This is a genomic window from Adhaeribacter arboris (assembly GCF_003023845.1).
GTDB lineage: Bacteria > Bacteroidota > Bacteroidia > Cytophagales > Hymenobacteraceae > Adhaeribacter > Adhaeribacter arboris.
Genome location: NZ_PYFT01000001.1, coordinates 579,243 through 596,703, shown reverse-complemented (window position 1 = coordinate 596,703; position 17,461 = coordinate 579,243). Strand labels below are relative to the sequence as shown.

Below are 17,461 nucleotides of genomic sequence, written 5' to 3'. Positions count from 1 at the left end.
ATCTACTTAATTCTGGCAACCGGAACTGCGTACAGGACAAATTCCCAACCGTCGCTGTCGTAGGTCCGGCAAAAAAACTTATAATCGGGTAATAAGCTATGTAAGTATAAAGCTATATACCAAAGGCAATCGGGCATATGATAAATACAAACGGCAATTACCGGCTTATTATTTTGTATAATAGTTTTAGCTCCTTTTAAGGCTTCCTGTTCGGCCCCTTCAATATCCAACTTTATAAAGGATATATCGGCGTTTGGAAATTCAATATCCAAGGCCACACAAGCAACCTCTAAGGAACCTGTAGAGCTTAAAGCCGCTCCTGTACCGCCCGAAGCATCAAACCGTAAAGTTTCATTTTTGGCACCCAAAGCATAGGGTAACACCGAAACTTTTTTAGCAATATCTGGTTCCAAACTCGCTAAATAATTATTTAGGTAGTTCAGATTAGTAGGATCTGGCTCTAAAGCAATATAAGATTTAAAGTTAGAATTATAGATTTTAATAAACTCGTGTAAGGTATCGCCGCGGTAGGCGCCGCCATCTAATAATACCTCATCTTCTAAAGTTGTAATTACGTTCTGCAAAAAATACTGCTCGGCTACGGGTAAAGGAGTAGGTAATCCTTCAAAATCAAGCCATAAGCGGGCGCGTACGTGCGCCAGGAACTGGCTTTTTGACTCCCGATCAAAGAATAAATTAAAAGCACTTTTTATATCATTCCGGTGCTTCAAAAAATTTTGCGGTAGATCAAAATGAAAATGCGGCAAAAGTTGCTGCGGATATTGCCAAAATACAAGCCCGCAGTGAATAATATTTTTACAGCCCAAAGCGGTAAACTGTGCTTTTGAATCTTTATAAAAATGGCCTGCCGACCATATACATACAATATACAAAGCGTCCGGAAATTCTGCCGCTATAACCTCCGGAGCTACTATTTCCAGGCCATCTTTTTTTGTACCCCATTTGGCTTGGTTATTATCTGTAAAGGCAACTACCTCAAACTTTTGCTCACGTAATACGTGCAGTACCTTAGAACCTACGTTTCCGGAACCAATTAATACTATTTTTTTTTGAGCAGCCAGATTTATAAAACCTTCACCAGCCCTTTTTTCAGCCTTGCTTATATCTTCGTTCAACAAAAAGTCAAGTTGGGCTTCTAATTCCTCAATTACCGGTAGAATCATGTCAGACTAGTTTAAACAGGATTTTAATCCTTCTATTCGGTTCGTAAATTTATATAAAGTAACAATATCCTCTTTAATAGCATCTTCATAAATAGTAGAAGTTACGAGGATAATATCTTTATGGCTTATTTTATCTGCCATATTGGAAGGATGGTGGATAGGAATATTAAGTAATTGCCGGCCTTCGTTAACCGGACTAGAATCAATAAAACCTTTAATTTTTGACTTTTTTAAAGAAGTATTTACTAAAAGCTTCATGGTAAGTTGGCCCGTGCCCCACACTAAAATTTCTTGTTGCTCCTGGTTTAATAAGCTAATCTTATTTTCCATACAAGATAAAATATTGGAAGAAAGCTGGATATAGTTCTTAATTGATTCTAAGGCTTCCTGATCCTTGGCTAGAGTAGACGGTGTTTCCAGGGCTTCTTTCCTGGCATAAAATCCATACACCACGGCATATGGTAAACCAGAGGGATTTAATACAAACCGTTGCCCGTCTTTTACTTTCTCAAAACCTGCTAAAGAGAAAATATTCTGAAAAGAAATTAAAGAAAAATGATTAATGTGTTCGGTATTGAATTCCTGGAATGGGGCATGAACTTGCTGATCATACTTGGCTGCATCCGGGCATTCCGCATATAATATTCCGTTTGCGTTTAAAATATCCGCAAACGCTGACACTGCTTCACCTACTTCAAACAAATGTTCTAAAACGTGCGAAACAATTATTAAATCAAATTTACCTAATTCAACAGGAATATGGTACAAACTGGAAGCATAAGCCTCCAAACAGGTCAGGGATTTGGTATTTGCCACACAAACAGGCGATGGGTCAAGTCCGACCAGGTTTTTATAACCAATATCTTTTAAACGTTTTAGAAGCCCTCCATTCGCACAACCAATATCTAATATTCTTGCTTCTTTGTTTGGCACAACCTGAACAATGTCGTTTACAGCATTATCTAGCCTGATAGAATCGTAATTAGATTCTCCGCCGCCGGTAGATGTTTTATTATCCTGGTAGCGCGATAAGTTAGTATAGTACTCATCGTAATCTGCTTGGGTAACAGTGGTATCCGCAAAAGTAAAGTAACAATTGTCGCAATAAACCAGATCGAACCCTTGACTTAGCGGATGCCCATCAAACAGAATAAAATCTTGATGATAAAGAAAATTTCCGGTTTGCGATTGGCATACCGGACAAGGACGCTTTAATTCTACTGGCATAATCTAAGGTTATTCTTTCCCGTAAAAATGTATGGTGCGTTTAATGCTTTCTTCTAAAGAGATAGTTATTTTAAGTTGTAACTCTTTTTTTGCCCGCTCAACCGATGGCACATAACGTTCTGTTAGTAATTGTGGTTGTGGCTTCGTTAATATTTGCGGTTCTAAAACCGGTTGAAATTGCCGGGCCACTAAATTTGCTAATTCCGCAATCGATATTTCTTCATCTGAGCCTACGTTGTACGGTTGCCCGGCTTGCCCATGAATTAAAATGTGCAGTAACCAGATTACGAGATCGGCGGCGAACAAATAAGACCGGTAAGGAGTACCATCGCCTTTTATAATAATGGGCTGTTGGTTTAAACCGTTCAAAATAAAATTACCGGCAGCAAAATGTGTATTTAAAGGTAAAAAGGGGCCTACAAAAGCAAAACATCTGGCAATTTTAACCGGAACATTAAACTGTTTAAAATAAATGGCCGCGAGTAACTCGGCCATGCGTTTACTTTCGCCATAGGTCCAATAAGGATTCGTAATATCCGGCCCTCCCAAATAATCTTCGGGTAAATGCGTTAATTCGGGGGGCTGGCGGCCATAAACAGCTCCGGTACTGGTTAAAAGTAAAGCTTTCACCTGCTTCTGCCGCGCTAAATCCAATACCCGGCGAGTACCAGCAACAATAGTATCTGTCATTAAAAGCGGACTCTCCGCATTTAGTTGCGCATTGGCTTCGGTAGCAGCATGAATAATAAAATCTATAGAGCTTTCCGGAAAAGTAAAATTTTGAATATCTCCTTCCAGGTAATTTAAAAATGAATACTCAAATAAGTGAGGGGCTTTTGTCCGGAATGCCTCCCTGTTACGCGTTAAAACAGTAATTTTAATATTAAGATTACCCTTGGTGTTGGCATGAACCAAACTTTCTAAAAGCCATCGGCCAAAAAAACCAGTTCCTCCCGAAATAAACAAGTGCTTATCCCGGAGAAAAGGCCATACTCCTTCTGTATAAAGCAGAATATGTTCCAGATCAGGTAGTAGGGAAACCATTCCTTAAGCTTCTCCCCTGGAAATATTATTTTGTTTAAAATAAGTATGCAGGGTTTCTACAATATAATCGTAATGCGTTTCTTCTAATCCGGGCCAAACTCCTAACCAAAAAGAATTACTCATTATAAAATCGGTGTTTGTTAAATCACCTACTTTCCGATATTGGATATGCTGATAAGCCGGTTGACGGAGTAAATTTCCGGCAAACAATAAACGGGTACCAATTTTATTTTCTTCTAAGTAAGAAACAAGATCTTTCCGGTTTATCGGACTGTTTTCCCGGATAGAAATCATAAAACCAAACCAACTCGGGTTAGCCTCGGGAGTTGCTTCCGGCAAAATAAAATGATCTTCAAAAAGTTTTAACTTTTGATATAACAGCTTATGATTTTCTCTGCGCTTCTCTACAAAGTAATCGGCCTTTTTAAGCTGGCTAATACCAATGGCGGCCTGCATATCAGTTACTTTTAAATTAAACCCAATATGAGAATACGTGTATTTGTGGTCGTAACCTTCCGGTAATTCGCCTAGTTTCCAGCAGAAACGTTTACCACAGGTATTATCTGCGCCCGGTACACAATAGCAATCTCTTCCCCAATCCCGGAAACTTTCTACTATTCGCCGTAAATTCAGGTTGTTCACTAATACTGCTCCGCCTTCGCCCATGGTTATATGATGCGCCGGGTAAAAAGATAAAGTAGCTAAATCGCCCCAAGTGCCGGTTTTTTTACCTTGGTAAGTAGCCCCTAACGCATCGCAATCGTCTTCGATTAGCCAGAGTTTATATTTTTTAGCAATTTCTTTTACTACTCCCAAATTAAATGGATTACCTAAAGTATGCGCCATCATAATGGCCTTCGTCTTAGGAGTAATTGCCTGCTCAATTAATTCGGCTTTAATATTATAGGTAGGTATATCTACATCAATAAAAACCGGTATGCACCCAAACTGAATCATGGGGTTAACCGTTGTAGGAAAACCGGCAGCTACCGTTATTACTTCATCGCCGGGTTTTAAAGCCCGGTCTTTCAATTTAGGTGAAGTTAAAGTGTAGAAAGCAACCAGGTTAGCGGAAGAACCAGAATTTACTAAAAAACTATATTTAGCGCCTACCCACTCGGCCAGATTCTTTTCAAACTCAGGGCCAAACCGACCAGTAGTTAACCAACCATCTAAGGTAGCATCTACCCCATAAAGTAAATCCTGGGCATCTAATACTTTGCCTGTAACTGGAATATAGTCTACCCCCGGCCGAAACTGTTTGCTAGTATTGCGCACAGCAATCTCTTCTAAGCCAGAAAGTAGTTCTCCGTTAATATTTTTGAAGCCAGTAGCTGTTAAATTTTCCAATGCACTCATTTCTATTCACTTTCATTTATTTGATTCAAAAAACTGGCAATATCGGCAAGTATCAATTCCGAAGCATTCTTTTCTTTTAAGATAAAGCTTTTATACCATTGAATGGTCTTTTCTACGGCTTCATGGGTATTTAAATATGGCCGCCATTGCAATACCTTGTAGGTTTTACTTATATCTAATTTAAGTACTCCTGCCTCATGGGGTTGATCTGCCAAATCAAGTTTTTGAATATCTCCTTCTCCCCATACTTGAAGCGCTAAATGAGCCAATTTTTCTACTGATAAAATATCATTTGTATTGGGACCAAAATTCCAGGCCGTAGAATATATTTCGGGCTCTAAGGCTAATTTAGCGCCTAAAAGCAAATACCCGAACAAAGGTTCTAACACATGTTGCCAGGGCCGGATGGCGGCTGGATTACGTAAAGGAATCAGATTTTTACTCTGTAAAGCCCGCACAATATCCGGAACAATTCTATCGCGGGCCCAATCACCCCCACCTATTACATTGCCTGCCCGGGCGGTAGCAACTGCCTTCTGATGAACAGAAACAGTTTTTACGTTAAAAAAGGAATTTCGATAAGAATTGGTTACTAGTTCGGCACAGGCCTTACTCGCACTGTAAGGATCATAGCCACCAAGAGCATCCACTTCGCGGTAAGGATACGGCCACTCCTGGTTTTCATAAACTTTATCCGTAGTAATTATAACCACCGTACATTTGCCAGAAATTATTCTTACTGCATCTAGTACATTCGCTGTTCCAATCGTATTTACTTCAAATGTTTCAACTGGTATTTCATAAGAAGTTCTTACCAAAGGCTGAGCCGCAAGGTGAAATACAAAGCTGGGCTGAAAATCCGAAATACACTTCGATAAAACCGATTTGTCTAAAACATCTCCAATTACCGAATAACAATAATCTTCGCCGGAGATTTGATTAAACAGATCTTCTTGGGTTTCAGGTGCTTTGGCATAGCCCATTATTTCTGCTCCCAATTGCTTTAACCAAACAAGCAGCCAGGAACCTTTAAAGCCAGTATGACCCGTTACTAAAACTTTTTTACCAGCGTAATTTTCTCGCAGAAATGCTTCCATTACCAAATTTTCCAGGCGGCATTCCCGCTGTTCCAAAGTTCGTTTAAATCTAATTTGTCTTTTAACGAATCCATAGGTTGCCAAAAGCCTCTATGCTTATAAGCTTTTAACTGATTTTCTTTTGATAGATTCTCTAACGGTTCGCGTTCCCAAATAGTACTATCGCCTTCTATGTAATTAAAAATTTCAGGTTCGCAAACAAAAAAACCGCCATTAACCCAACCAACATCTTCACTGCGCTTTTCGTGAAAAGAAGTAATGTAATTATCTTCACCGAAACTTAATACCCCAAAACGACCCGAAGGCTGAATAGCAGTAATAGTAACGTATTTTTTACCAGAATTATGCGTTCTGATTAACTCGTGAATATTGACGTCGCTAACTCCATCTCCATAAGTAAGCATAAACCGTTCATTCCCAATATATTTCTGAATTCTCTTGATTCTACCGCCGGTAAGCGTATCCTTGCCGGTTTCTACTAAGGTTATCTTCCACTTTTCCGAAAAACTATTGTGAATTTCCAGATCGTTGTTGGATAAATCAATCGTGACATCTGACTGATGCAAAAAATAGTTGGCAAAGTATTCTTTAATTACATAACCTTTATAGCCCAGGCAAACGACAAACTCGTTAAACCCATAGGTTGAGTAAATTTTCATGATATGCCAGATGATGGGCTTGCCCCCTATTTCGACCATGGGTTTAGGCCGTAAATCTGTTTCTTCGGCTAATCTGGTACCTAACCCCCCTGCAAGAATGACTACTTTCATTGCACAAACTTCATGATTGTAGGATTAAAAAGCAAAAATAATTTAGTACCCTAAACCGTAGCTTACCTTTTAGGAAATATTTATACTTTTGCACGGAACCAAGACCATGAAGATTGGAAGAGAACTAAATTCTCTATTCAGAATAAATAATATTTTAAACTAGAAAAATACTTGAGTATTCTAATAGTTTATTTAACTAAATAAAACTGCTTGCCCATTACAATCTATATAAATAGTTTTTCTGAATTTAATTTATGAATTACAAAGAGCGTACTCCAGTTGAGAATAATACCAGTTTGGATGAAATTGATCTGAGTAAAATTTTTATATCTATAGGTAGAGGATTTGTAAAATTTCTTAAATCTATTTTTAGATTGTTCTTTTTATACCTCGATACTTTTATTTCTAAAACTAAGGTAATTTTTGCTTTAATACTTGTAGGTACAATTTTGGGAGTAGCCTATTTCTACGCTTTCAAACCTTATTATGAATCAAGAATGACTTTAAATTCAGCTTATTATCGGGGCGAATTTTTAGATAATTCCATTCAAAACTTAAACCGCCTTTGCTCCGAAAATAATTTTCGGGTTTTGGCAAGCTTATTAAAAATTGAGCCCAAAAAAGCGAAAAGCCTCCGGAAAATTCAGGTAGAGCAGATTATTTCGCCTAATATGCAAATGTTGATTGACCTTTATAAAAATACAAAAGGAAATCAGCGACGATTAGATTCTTTAATTTTGAATCACAGTGATTCTACCTTCCAGATTATGGTGCAAGTATATGATACTACCACTCTGGTTGGTTTAGATACTGTTCTGGTAAACTATATTAAAAACAATAAATTCGTAAATAAACGGATAGCCATTGAGAGAAAGAATTTGCTTAGCCGAAAGGCCAAGTTAATCCGGGAATCGAAAAACCTAGATACCCTTAAATCTTATATGGCAAAAAGCTATTTACCCGATGGACCAAGTAAAACCGGAACCAATGTTACTTTAAATGATAAAGAATCAAATCCCATTGATATTTACCGCGAAGATTTCCGGCTGTATGATCAGCAACTAAAAATTGACCGGTTGTTATTTATTAATTCAGAGATTGAAATTATCGACCGATTTATCACTTTTGGCAGGCCAGCGAGCGGAACCATCTATAAAAATGCCGCTAAAGGAGCTATTGGTGGCTTGCTGATTGGTTTGCTTTACGTTTTCTATATTATTTTACGCAATGGCTTGCATCGGTTCCGTACTATGGTGGAAGAAGATTAATTTCGAGTCTGAAGTTGGAGATTGTTTTGCATTTCTCTTTAATTTAACAAAGAAGCCGTTAATTGTAATTACAACTAACGGCTTCTTTGTTAAATTAATTTTAACTAAAATCAGGTATTGGTATTTTAATCTGATTACTCGTAAGTACTTCGACGAAATAAGTTTAGACTACCAGGTGAGATAACTTACGGATCCTTATGAATTAATTAAGCGAACAACGAGCAACTAATAACTAACAACTACTTAATATAAAAAATATTAAATTTAAAGCTAAAATTTAGGTATTAGGATGGGATTTTTCCTTAAAATTTAATATTTTGCATACTAGTTGTTTATGCGGGATTTATTTTAAAATAAATTAATTTTATGTATTAATTCCGGCGAACTTGCTTTTGTAAATGCTTACATACACTCATTTTAATCATTAAACAATAACTTTGTTAATTTTACTAAATTATTGCTTTGGTGCCAAAGAAGAAACCAGCTAAAATCCAATCATCCCCTTCTTTAAAAACAAGGGATTATAATGCTTCCCCGCCAGAAGCTAATTATATAAATCTTACCTATTTACAGGAAATTGCCGGGGGCGATGTAAGATTTATGTCCGATATAATCATCTTATTCCTGCAACAATCCCCGGAAAATGTAAAGAACCTCAATTTTTTGGCGAAGCAAAATGATTGGGAAAATCTGAGAAAGTTAGTTCACAAAATGCGCTCCCCCATAACTTTGGTGGGAATAGAAAAGTTATTAAAATTACTAACTAAGTTGGAAGCTAATACTAGTAAATTAATACGTTTGGAATCTGTACCTTCTTTAGTAAACCTTTTTACTGAAGTCTGGGAAAAAGCGGTTATTGAATTACAAATAAAGCTGAATAATCTAAGCCAAAACAACTTAGAAGAATAGATAAGCTCATTAAATAATTCTATTTGAGCTATTTTATTAGTATTCTAACAGAATTAGTTGGGTGTATTAATTACTTATTAAGCTAATTAAAGAAGGTTTTAAACCCAATCGCGAACAACTAAGTAGTTGTACAGGGAGCTGAGTAGTATTTAAAATGGAAAAAAATAAAGAGAAATACATGCGGGAAGCGATTCGGCTGTCTCTTGATAAAATGCGGGCCGGCTATGGGGGACCTTTTGGCGCAGTAGTGGTGCGTAACGGAGAAATTATTGCCTACGGCTTTAATCAGGTATTAGCCTCTAACGACCCCACAGCCCACGCCGAAGTGGATGCCATCCGGAAAGCCTGTGCCACTCTACAAACGTATCATTTAAGCGATTGTGAACTTTATACCAGTTGCGAACCTTGCCCCATGTGTTTTGGTGCTATCTACTGGGCCCGAATCCGGAAAGTTTATTATGGCAACACGAAACAAGATGCGGCTGCCGTCGGCTTCGACGATAATTTTATCTACGAAGAATTAAAAAAACCACGGCAAGAATGCCGGATTGCCATGGAACAATTACTACCCGAAGAAGCTATTGTGGCTTTTGAAGAATGGAGCAAAAATCCTCATAAATCTGAATATTAGATTCTACAGCAGGAATTCTAATCTAATTATAAAAACAAGAGGCTTCTCGTGAGAAGCCTCTTGTTTTTATAATTATTCAAAAAAGTCTAATGCCTAAAATCCAGATACAAATATCTTTTACTTAAACATTTTCATTTTTGATAACCCACCGCCTTTCCCGGTAAGTTTATTCATATTTTTCATCATTTTGCGCATGTCGTTGAACTGTTTCATGAGGTTATTTACCTGCTGAATGTTGGTGCCGCTGCCTTTGGCTATCCGGTTCCGACGGTTACCGCTAATAATGTCCGGATTAGCGCGTTCTTCTTTCGTCATGGATTTAATGATGGCTTCGATAGGTTTAAACGCATTCTCGTCAATTTCCACATCCTTCATGGCTTTGCCTACGCCCGGTATCATACTGACGAGATCTTTAATATCTCCCATCTTCTTAATCTGTTCTAACTGCGACAAAAAGTCATCAAAGTTAAACTGATTCTTGCGGATTTTCTGGTTAATACGGCGCGCTTCTTCCTCATCGAAAGTTTGCTGTGCCCGTTCTACCAACGAAATCACGTCGCCCATACCCAAAATCCGCTGCGCCATCCGGTCGGGGTAAAACAAATCGAGGGCTTCCATTTTCTCGCCGGTACTGATAAATTTAATTGGCTTTTCTACCACGGCCCGGATAGAAAGCGCTGCCCCCCCCCGGCTATCGCCATCCAGCTTAGTTAAAACTACCCCATCAAAATTAATACGATCATTAAAGGTTTTGGCCGTATTTACCGCGTCCTGGCCGGTCATGGAATCTACCACGAACAAGGTTTCGGTTGGCTTTAAAACTTCTTTTAGTTGCGCAATTTCGCGCATCATGGCTTCGTCCACGGCTAAACGGCCCGCCGTATCCACAATTACAACTTTTTTATTATTCGCTTTCGCGTAAGCTATTGCATTTTGAGCGATTTGTAAGGGGTTTTTATTGTCCGTCTCGGTATAAGCCTCCACTCCTACTTGCTCGGCTAATACTTTTAACTGGTCAATCGCGGCTGGCCGGTACACGTCGCAAGCCGCCACCAACACATTGCGATTTTGCTTTTTCAGGTAATTCGCCAGTTTACCGGTAAAAGTGGTTTTACCCGAACCTTGCAAACCCGCAATTAATATAATAGCCGGGTCGCCTTTTATTTGAATATCCTGTTTTTCGCCTCCCATTAAGTGGGTAAGCTCCTCGTGCACAATTTTAACCATCAACTGCCCGGGCGATACCGCAATCAACACGTCGCGGCCCATGGCTTCATCTTTTATTTTATCGGTTACCGATTTAGCCACTTTATAATTCACGTCGGCATCGACCAAAGCCCGGCGGACTTCTTTAATGGTTTGGGCTACGTTAATTTCCGTGATGCTGCCCTGACCCTTCAGGGTTTTGAAGGCCCGGTCTAATTTGCTACTTAAACTATCAAACATGCGTGTATCTTCTTTAGTAAACAAAAATAAGCAGAAAAAATAAAAATACCTGATATTTTTACGCCAGCAACGTATATTCGCTCAATTAATATTTACGGTAATTAAACCTTTATGCTGTAATATTTTTCTCTTACTTAAATCAGAATTAAATTATCCTTGGCAAACCCAAAAGCTCCTTCTTCCGGTAATGTATTATTTTTTTCTTACTACTGGCCGCCTTCCGGTGGAGCGGGAGTGCAGCGTTGCTTAAAGTTTGTAAAGCATCTGCCCGAGTTTCATTTAACGCCTACAGTAATAACGGTAGATGAAAAAAAAGGTGCTTATCCGGTGCTGGACAACTCGCTTGCCACGGATGTACCCGCCTCCGTTAAAGTAATCCGGACGAATACGAGCGAACCTTTTGAATATTACAAAAAATTAACGGGCAAAAAGGAGATTCCATACGGTGGCTTTGCCAACCAAAACAACCAGAGCCTGGTCCAAAAAGTTTTTAATTTTATCCGGGGCAATTTATTTATTCCGGATGCCCGGGTAGGTTGGAACCGGTTCGCGATAAAGGCCGCAAAAGAATTGTTCCAATCTGAATCTTTTAGCGCGATTATTACTACTAGTCCGCCGCATTCGTCGCAGCTAATTGGGTTAAAACTAAAAAAAGAGTTTCCGCATATTAAATGGATAGCCGACTTGCGGGATCCCTGGACGGATATTTATTATTATAAAGAGCTGAATCATACTGCTCTGGCCAAACAAATGGATGCCCGCTACGAAAAAGCGGTTATTGAAGGAGCCGATGCCATACTGGTAACCAGCGCCGATACCAAACGCTTATTGGTAGCTAAATCCGCCCGGATTGATTCCACCAAAATAATAGTTTTACCGAATGGCTACGACGAAGAAGATTTTACTTATGCTTCTGAACCGCCGAAAGATAAACTATGCATTACCTACACCGGTACTATTTCGGAAACCTATAACATCGAATTATTTTTAAAAGCCCTGGCCGAGGTGGCTCGTCGTTACCCCGATGTGCCTTTTCAATTACGTTTTGTAGGTAAAATTTCGGAAATGGTGCGCCGGCAAGTAGAGCAAGCCGAGTTAGCAAATATTACAGAAATTATTTCGTTTGTACCCCATCACGAATCGATCCGCTATTTATTATCGGCTACGGTATTGTTAATGGGGATTCCGGATGTGGTGAATAACTTTTGCATTTTACCCGGTAAGCTTTTTGAATACCTGGCTTCTAATAAACCCATCATCTGCATTGGGCCATTACACAGCGATGCCGACCGGATAATTGATGAATGTGGGGCAGGGCGGGTATTTCATTATGCCGCTTACGATCAGATGGTAGATTACCTGGATCAATTAGCCCATAGCTGGAAAATAAACCCGAACCTGGATTTACCCATTGTAGATTACCATCGCTATTCCCGCCGTGCTTTAACGGGTAAACTGGCGGAAATTATTCAGGAGAAGTAAGGATTAGACTTTACTTACTATCTATTGCAGTTGTGAAAGCATACTGACATGTTCTATTTATCGGATTAAGGTTACTGATCCGGCAATGGGTTTAGATTTCTTATTTAGGCGAATAATATAATAATAAGTTGCTAGTGGCAGATCTTGCCCTTTGTAAGTACCATCCCAAGGCTTTTTATAGCCATCCGTCGATTTAAAAATCAACCCACCCCAGCGATTAAATATCTCCACTGCCGCTTCCGGGTAATTCTCAATATTTAAGATTTCCCATTGATCATTCCTATCATCGTGGTTAGGAGAAAACGTATTAACCACCATAATCCGGGGAATAACCGTAATTGTTACTTCATCTGTAGATGAACAACCATCCGGTGAATAGGCAGTTACCTGATAGGTGGTTGTTTTACTTGGGCTGGCAATTGGGCGTTCTACGTTAGCATTACTAAGTCCGGTGGCAGGCTCCCAGTGATACTTTACGCCACCTTTACCTTGCAAAATTACGGCATTACCTTCCTTAATGGTGGTATCACGTCCAGCGTCCGCGTTTATAACGCCTACTTGAACTGTAACGGGAGTACGTTCTCCTAAACTGCATTGATTATTACGGGTGGATTGCACAAAAAAGGTGGTAGTTTTAGTTAAGAGGGAAGTGGTAAAAGAGGCGCCTTCAAAAATTAAATTTCCTCCGGTGGCCGCATCGTACCATTGGTAGGTTCCACTCGAACCAGAAGCCACTAAGGTTGCCGAGTTGTTCGGGCAAATACTTAGCCCTGAAGCTTTTACTATTTCTGCATCAGTTTTATTTAATAATTCAATTTGGATGGAGGCCTCGGCATAACATTGATCCGTTGTAAAAGCCTTTACCGAATAAATGCCCGCCTTACTAACTTGAATAGCGGGAGTAGATTCACCGGTGTTCCATAAAAATTTGGAAACACCGTTAGCGTTTGCTTGTAGCACGGTAGAACTACCTGCACAAATTTTACTTTCTCCGGTAATAGTAACCGAAGCTGGTTGAACAAGCTTTACCACTATGGAAGCTTCGGTAAAGCATTGATCCGTAGTGAAGGCTTTTATTGAATACGTACCCGGACTACTTACTTGAATATTGTTAGTTGTTGCGCCAGTATTCCACATGAATTTAATAAAACCCGAACCACTTGCCTGTAAATTTACCGTTGATCCAGGACAAATAGTTGATTCGCCTGAAATTGCTATCGGAGAGGGTTCAATTGCTCTAACTACTATAGATGCTTCCGTAAAACATTGGTCCGTAGTAAAAGCTTTCACGGAGTAGGTACCCGCAGTATTTACTTGAATGCTACTTGCTGTTTCGCCGGTATTCCATAAAAATTTACTTACGCCGCTAGCATTCGCTTGTAAGATAGTGGAGCCGCCTGAACAGATTTCAGCTTTTCCGGAGATGGTAACGGGCACCAAATCTGAAGAATCAAAGATATATTCTCCCCGGTAATTTTCATTCTCTTTGATTAATTTATCAGGCTCTTTTGTGGTTCCAAGTAAATTCCATTGGGTTTGTGCGTTATCTTCTCGGCCGTATAAGGCTAAACACTTATCTGTTAATTCTAATTCTGTTTTATATTGTACCGTGTAAGTCGAAGATTTACCCGGCGAAACGGTAAATACGCCAAAATAAAAATTAGGAGGGGTACTACCTGAAATGCCGCTTAAAGAATTAGGTAAGTTATTTACTCGATATAAGTGGATACCTTTAGTATATTGGGCAATATTATTAATGCTGAAAATATCGTTTGAAGAATTATTTCCCAGGGAGAGTTTCAATGCACTCCAGGTATTCTGGTAAATAGCTAAACTTTCATCTCCGATTGGTGCTCCAGAAGTAATAGTTGCCTTATTACCAACAGAATTTACGAGTTGGCCACTGTTGTTACTTAAACTGAAGTCTTTGAAAGTAGTAGTATTAATTTCATCAAATTTAAAGTAGGCTACTAGGTTTGCATCAGAAGTTTGTAATTTACGGCACATATTCGTACGAAGCTGTTCCGCTGTCCTAGCAGTTTTCCAAATTCTTACTTCATCTATGTTCCCTTTAAAGTAATTGGTATTATAGTCATCATAATTACCAATTGTTAAATAAGCTTGTTGGGTAGTTAAGTTAGTGGCGGAAAAACCAGAATTTAAAAAGCTTTCCTGAATACCATCTACCCAAACTTCCCAACGGCCATTATTACATACTCCCGCCACATGATGCCAGTTATTATCGGCTACAATTGTTTGAGAAAGACCAGAAGCCCGATAATTTCCCGAACCATCGCGTCCATTAAAACCAACTTTACCGTCAATTATATATAAATGGTAGCCTCCATCTTCACCTAATGAATTGGAATATTTACCTACAATCCAAGTATAACTGAAATTAGTAGTCTTAATCCACGCTTCTACTGTTATAGTATTCGTAATACCTCGGTTTTGCTGACCGGCATTAATATAATCGTTTGCTCCATCCAATTTTAAGCAATTGCCTGAACCAGGTATACTTATCTGTGCTAAAACTTGAGAAGAGCTTAATAATAAAAATAGGGACCACAAATAAAAAGTCCCTCTATAAACCCGATAATAAAAAGCTGTATTCATATCCAATATAAAGAACAAATATAAATAATTTTATATATTCATTCAAACAACTGCTTTAGTTTAAAAGCTAAATCAACTAAATCTACTTGGAAATTTAATTCTTTATCAGATGAGCTGCCAATCGTGTAAAAATAAGGAAAGCCCAAACCTTTACTTAACATAAAATAATGCGATTTTATGATATCTACCGGATGTAGTTCTAACACTTGTGCTTGCCGGCAAAATAAAACGTTTGTTAAACCGGCCCCGTGAGGAGCTATGACTACCTCCGTGTTATAGAATAGCTGAACCTGCTGCCGGTAGGTTAATTCTTCGGCATAAATTACTTCTACTTGGTAAGGCAGTAGAGCGGCTATAACCTGTTCTTCGTTTAAAATTTTGCGTTTAGTAGCTTTCTGGCGGCTTATATAAATTCGTTTCGGTTTTCCGGTTGAGGTAACCTGGTAGCCCGCCCAAATTGTATTCCGGAGGTTCTCTAATATACTTGGCGGTAAATACCCGCTGTTGTGATTCGCCACGAAAGAAGGTAAAATAAAACTATTCAGTTGCCATTTTTCTTGCTTACTAATAAATGCCAATTGAATATAGGGTTGATCTGCTAATAAAAATTTCAACGTTTCCCTTTGAAATTCGGGCATGTTTTGCGGCATAATCAACGTAATTGTTTCAGTAGCATTCTGCATTAATACGAATAACCGCGGTAAGACATCTAAAAACCAATGGTAGTTACTGGTTTCCGCCCAGGGCAAATGCATCAGTGAGCTGTATAAGCCATTTCTTTGCTTAGATTTTAAAAGAGCAAAACTGCGGAAAGCCGGTGACTTGGTTAAGCGCATTAAGTCAAATACCGATTCAATGATTACTTTACCTTTCCAGACCAATGCCCCCGAATTCCCGAGGAAAACAACATTGTTTAGCCTAACCGTGAATAATTCTTTTTGCCGGAATCCTAGAGAATAATCTACCACGTAATTGAGGGAACTTGCGCATTTTTCTAAAAACTGCTGTTCTTCTGGGGTAAAATTTACCAAATAAACCGGTTGTAACGTTTTTTTTTGCGAATGAGTGAAAACGGAAATTGCCTGATAGTAATAATTAACGGAAGTACTAAAAATTTGAAATAGCTTTTTAAGTAGCATTAACTAAATAATCTGTTTCGTTCTTTTAAAATGATAAAAGTAAGGTTTCTAATCAGCTTTAAACAGCAGACTAATAAATAATGCGTAAATTCGCGGCTTTAAAAGAAATGAGTGTTTGAATTTCGCTACAATTTACACTGGTTTCTTTCTTTAAGAAGGATACAATCTCATGCCATTAGATTTAAATAATAAAGCTATTTTAGTTACCGGCGCTACCGGTTCTTTCGGTAAAAAATTTGTTAAAACAGTTTTAGAACGTTGGCCGCAGGTGAAACGATTGGTAATTTTTTCGCGCGACGAGCTAAAACAATTCGAAATGAGCCAGGAATTCTCCCCGCAGCAATACAAAGCCATCCGTTATTTTATCGGCGATGTGCGCGACGGTGAACGTTTAAAACGAGCGTGCGAAGGAATTGATATAATAGTACACGCGGCCGCATTAAAACAAGTACCAGCTGCCGAATACAACCCCATGGAATGCATTAAAACCAATATTTTTGGCGCCGAAAACGTTATAAATGCAGCTTTGGATTGCGGGGTAAAAAAAGTAGTGGCCTTAAGTACTGATAAAGCGGCGGCTCCCATCAATTTATACGGCGCTACCAAACTTTGTTCAGATAAATTGTTTGTGGCCGCCAATAACATGAAAGGCTCCCGCGATTTAACTTTTTCGGTGGTACGTTATGGTAATGTTATTGGTTCGCGAGGTTCAGTAGTACCTTTTTTCCTGAGCAAGCGCCACGAGGGAGTCTTACCAATCACGCATCCGCACATGACTCGTTTTAATATTTCTTTAAAAGATGGAGTAGAACTAGTATTACACGCCTTAGAAAATGCCTGGGGAGGTGAAATATTCGTTCCTAAAATTCCTTCTTACCGCATCATTGATGTGACTACCGCTATTGCTCCAAATGCGCAGCCCCATATTGTAGGAATCCGGCCAGGGGAAAAATTACACGAAGAAATGATTACGGAATCTGACTCTTATAACACCATTGAATTAGAGAAATATTACGTTATTCTGCCTTCCACTCCGGTCTGGTCAATAGAAAAGTTCTTAGAAAAGTTTAATGGTAACTACGTGGAACCCGGTTTTCGGTATAATTCCGAATCCAACACAGATTGGTTGACTCCGGAGCAAATCCGGGAACAAATTAGAGAACACGTAGATTCTACTTTCTCGGTTTAATCGATTATTTGTGGCGTTCTATTCAGTTTTTATTTCCTTAAATTTACCATTTTCTATTCTGGTAAATGTACCGGTCGCTAGTATCTTTACACTCCCAAAT

14 protein-coding genes are annotated in these 17,461 nt (G+C 38.9%); 5 read left to right on the top strand and 9 right to left on the bottom strand.

Annotation, left to right across the window (positions count from 1 at the left end):
- Positions 1 to 2 precede the first annotated feature (2 nt).
- Genes AHMF7605_RS02495 through rfbF form a run of 6 tightly spaced genes read right to left on the bottom strand, consistent with a single transcriptional unit; the run spans position 3 to position 6,681 of the window.
- The gene (locus AHMF7605_RS02495) at positions 3 to 1,184 is read right to left on the bottom strand and encodes an FkbM family methyltransferase (protein WP_106926124.1); all 1,182 of its coding nucleotides are present in this window, start codon (positions 1,182 to 1,184) and stop codon (positions 3 to 5) included.
- 6 nt (positions 1,185 to 1,190) lie between these two features.
- Entirely contained in the window at positions 1,191 to 2,411 is a 1,221-nt protein-coding gene (locus AHMF7605_RS02490; protein ID WP_106926122.1) for a class I SAM-dependent methyltransferase, read from the bottom strand.
- 9 nt (positions 2,412 to 2,420) lie between these two features.
- Positions 2,421 to 3,455 carry an NAD-dependent epimerase/dehydratase family protein gene (locus AHMF7605_RS02485; protein ID WP_106926120.1) on the bottom strand — a complete coding sequence of 345 codons (1,035 nt, stop codon included), beginning with the start codon at positions 3,453 to 3,455 and terminating at the stop codon, positions 2,421 to 2,423.
- A 3-nt stretch (positions 3,456 to 3,458) separates the two neighbouring features.
- Complete coding sequence (gene rfbH / locus AHMF7605_RS02480; protein ID WP_106926118.1) at positions 3,459 to 4,814, bottom strand: lipopolysaccharide biosynthesis protein RfbH; 1,356 nt, start codon at positions 4,812 to 4,814, stop codon at positions 3,459 to 3,461.
- A 2-nt stretch (positions 4,815 to 4,816) separates the two neighbouring features.
- Positions 4,817 to 5,947 (bottom strand): CDP-glucose 4,6-dehydratase, encoded by a 1,131-nt coding sequence (rfbG, locus tag AHMF7605_RS02475; RefSeq protein WP_233218900.1) that lies wholly within the window; start codon positions 5,945 to 5,947, stop codon positions 4,817 to 4,819.
- Positions 5,911 to 6,681: a glucose-1-phosphate cytidylyltransferase gene (gene rfbF, locus AHMF7605_RS02470; RefSeq protein ID WP_106926116.1), complete on the bottom strand. Its 771-nt coding sequence runs from the start codon at positions 6,679 to 6,681 to the stop codon at positions 5,911 to 5,913. Before rfbF ends, rfbG begins: the two co-directional genes overlap by 37 nt.
- A gap of 497 nt (positions 6,682 to 7,178) precedes the next feature.
- Here rfbF and AHMF7605_RS02465 point away from each other — a divergent pair, with 497 nt between their 5' ends.
- From AHMF7605_RS02465 to AHMF7605_RS02455, 3 genes are all read left to right on the top strand, one after another.
- Positions 7,179 to 7,949 carry a hypothetical protein gene (locus AHMF7605_RS02465; protein WP_146153496.1) on the top strand — a complete coding sequence of 257 codons (771 nt, stop codon included), beginning with the start codon at positions 7,179 to 7,181 and terminating at the stop codon, positions 7,947 to 7,949.
- 465 nt (positions 7,950 to 8,414) lie between these two features.
- Entirely contained in the window at positions 8,415 to 8,858 is a 444-nt protein-coding gene (locus AHMF7605_RS29600; RefSeq protein WP_158267438.1) for an Hpt domain-containing protein, read from the top strand.
- Between the two features lie 154 nt (positions 8,859 to 9,012).
- Positions 9,013 to 9,489, top strand: coding sequence for a nucleoside deaminase (locus tag AHMF7605_RS02455; RefSeq protein WP_106926110.1), 477 nt, complete (start codon positions 9,013 to 9,015; stop codon positions 9,487 to 9,489).
- Positions 9,490 to 9,606: 117 nt separating this feature from the next.
- On the opposite strand, the gene ffh is transcribed toward AHMF7605_RS02455, so the two are convergent.
- Complete coding sequence (gene ffh / locus AHMF7605_RS02450; protein ID WP_106933317.1) at positions 9,607 to 10,935, bottom strand: signal recognition particle protein; 1,329 nt, start codon at positions 10,933 to 10,935, stop codon at positions 9,607 to 9,609.
- 156 nt (positions 10,936 to 11,091) lie between these two features.
- Between ffh and AHMF7605_RS02445 the strand changes: the two genes are divergently transcribed.
- The gene (locus tag AHMF7605_RS02445) at positions 11,092 to 12,417 is read left to right on the top strand and encodes a glycosyltransferase family 4 protein (protein WP_233218890.1); all 1,326 of its coding nucleotides are present in this window, start codon (positions 11,092 to 11,094) and stop codon (positions 12,415 to 12,417) included.
- Between the two features lie 57 nt (positions 12,418 to 12,474).
- Here the strand turns inward: AHMF7605_RS02445 and AHMF7605_RS02440 are convergent, their stop codons facing one another.
- Positions 12,475 to 14,907, bottom strand: a complete 2,433-nt coding sequence (locus tag AHMF7605_RS02440; protein WP_158267437.1) for an Ig-like domain-containing protein — start codon at positions 14,905 to 14,907, stop codon at positions 12,475 to 12,477.
- A 164-nt stretch (positions 14,908 to 15,071) separates the two neighbouring features.
- A complete protein-coding gene (locus AHMF7605_RS02435; RefSeq protein WP_106926106.1) occupies positions 15,072 to 16,172 on the bottom strand; it encodes a glycosyltransferase family 61 protein in 1,101 nt (366 codons plus the stop codon).
- Between the two features lie 169 nt (positions 16,173 to 16,341).
- Between AHMF7605_RS02435 and pseB the strand changes: the two genes are divergently transcribed.
- Entirely contained in the window at positions 16,342 to 17,361 is a 1,020-nt protein-coding gene (pseB, locus tag AHMF7605_RS02430; protein WP_106926104.1) for a UDP-N-acetylglucosamine 4,6-dehydratase (inverting), read from the top strand.
- Positions 17,362 to 17,461: the final 100 nt, after the last annotated feature.

What these genes read in the sequence shown, in the direction of transcription:
- AHMF7605_RS02495 (WP_106926124.1), bottom strand. Translation starts at nt 1,184, where the DNA reads ATGATTCTACCGGTAATTGAGGAATTAGAAGCCCAACTTGACTTTTTG.
- AHMF7605_RS02490 (WP_106926122.1), bottom strand. Translation starts at nt 2,411, where the DNA reads ATGCCAGTAGAATTAAAGCGTCCTTGTCCGGTATGCCAATCGCAAACC.
- AHMF7605_RS02485 (WP_106926120.1), bottom strand. Translation starts at nt 3,455, where the DNA reads ATGGTTTCCCTACTACCTGATCTGGAACATATTCTGCTTTATACAGAA.
- rfbH (WP_106926118.1), bottom strand. Translation starts at nt 4,814, where the DNA reads ATGAGTGCATTGGAAAATTTAACAGCTACTGGCTTCAAAAATATTAAC.
- rfbF (WP_106926116.1), bottom strand. Translation starts at nt 6,681, where the DNA reads ATGAAAGTAGTCATTCTTGCAGGGGGGTTAGGTACCAGATTAGCCGAA.
- AHMF7605_RS02465 (WP_146153496.1), top strand. Translation starts at nt 7,179, where the DNA reads ATGACTTTAAATTCAGCTTATTATCGGGGCGAATTTTTAGATAATTCC.
- AHMF7605_RS02455 (WP_106926110.1), top strand. Translation starts at nt 9,013, where the DNA reads ATGGAAAAAAATAAAGAGAAATACATGCGGGAAGCGATTCGGCTGTCT.
- ffh (WP_106933317.1), bottom strand. Translation starts at nt 10,935, where the DNA reads ATGTTTGATAGTTTAAGTAGCAAATTAGACCGGGCCTTCAAAACCCTG.
- AHMF7605_RS02435 (WP_106926106.1), bottom strand. Translation starts at nt 16,172, where the DNA reads ATGCTACTTAAAAAGCTATTTCAAATTTTTAGTACTTCCGTTAATTAT.
- pseB (WP_106926104.1), top strand. Translation starts at nt 16,342, where the DNA reads ATGCCATTAGATTTAAATAATAAAGCTATTTTAGTTACCGGCGCTACC.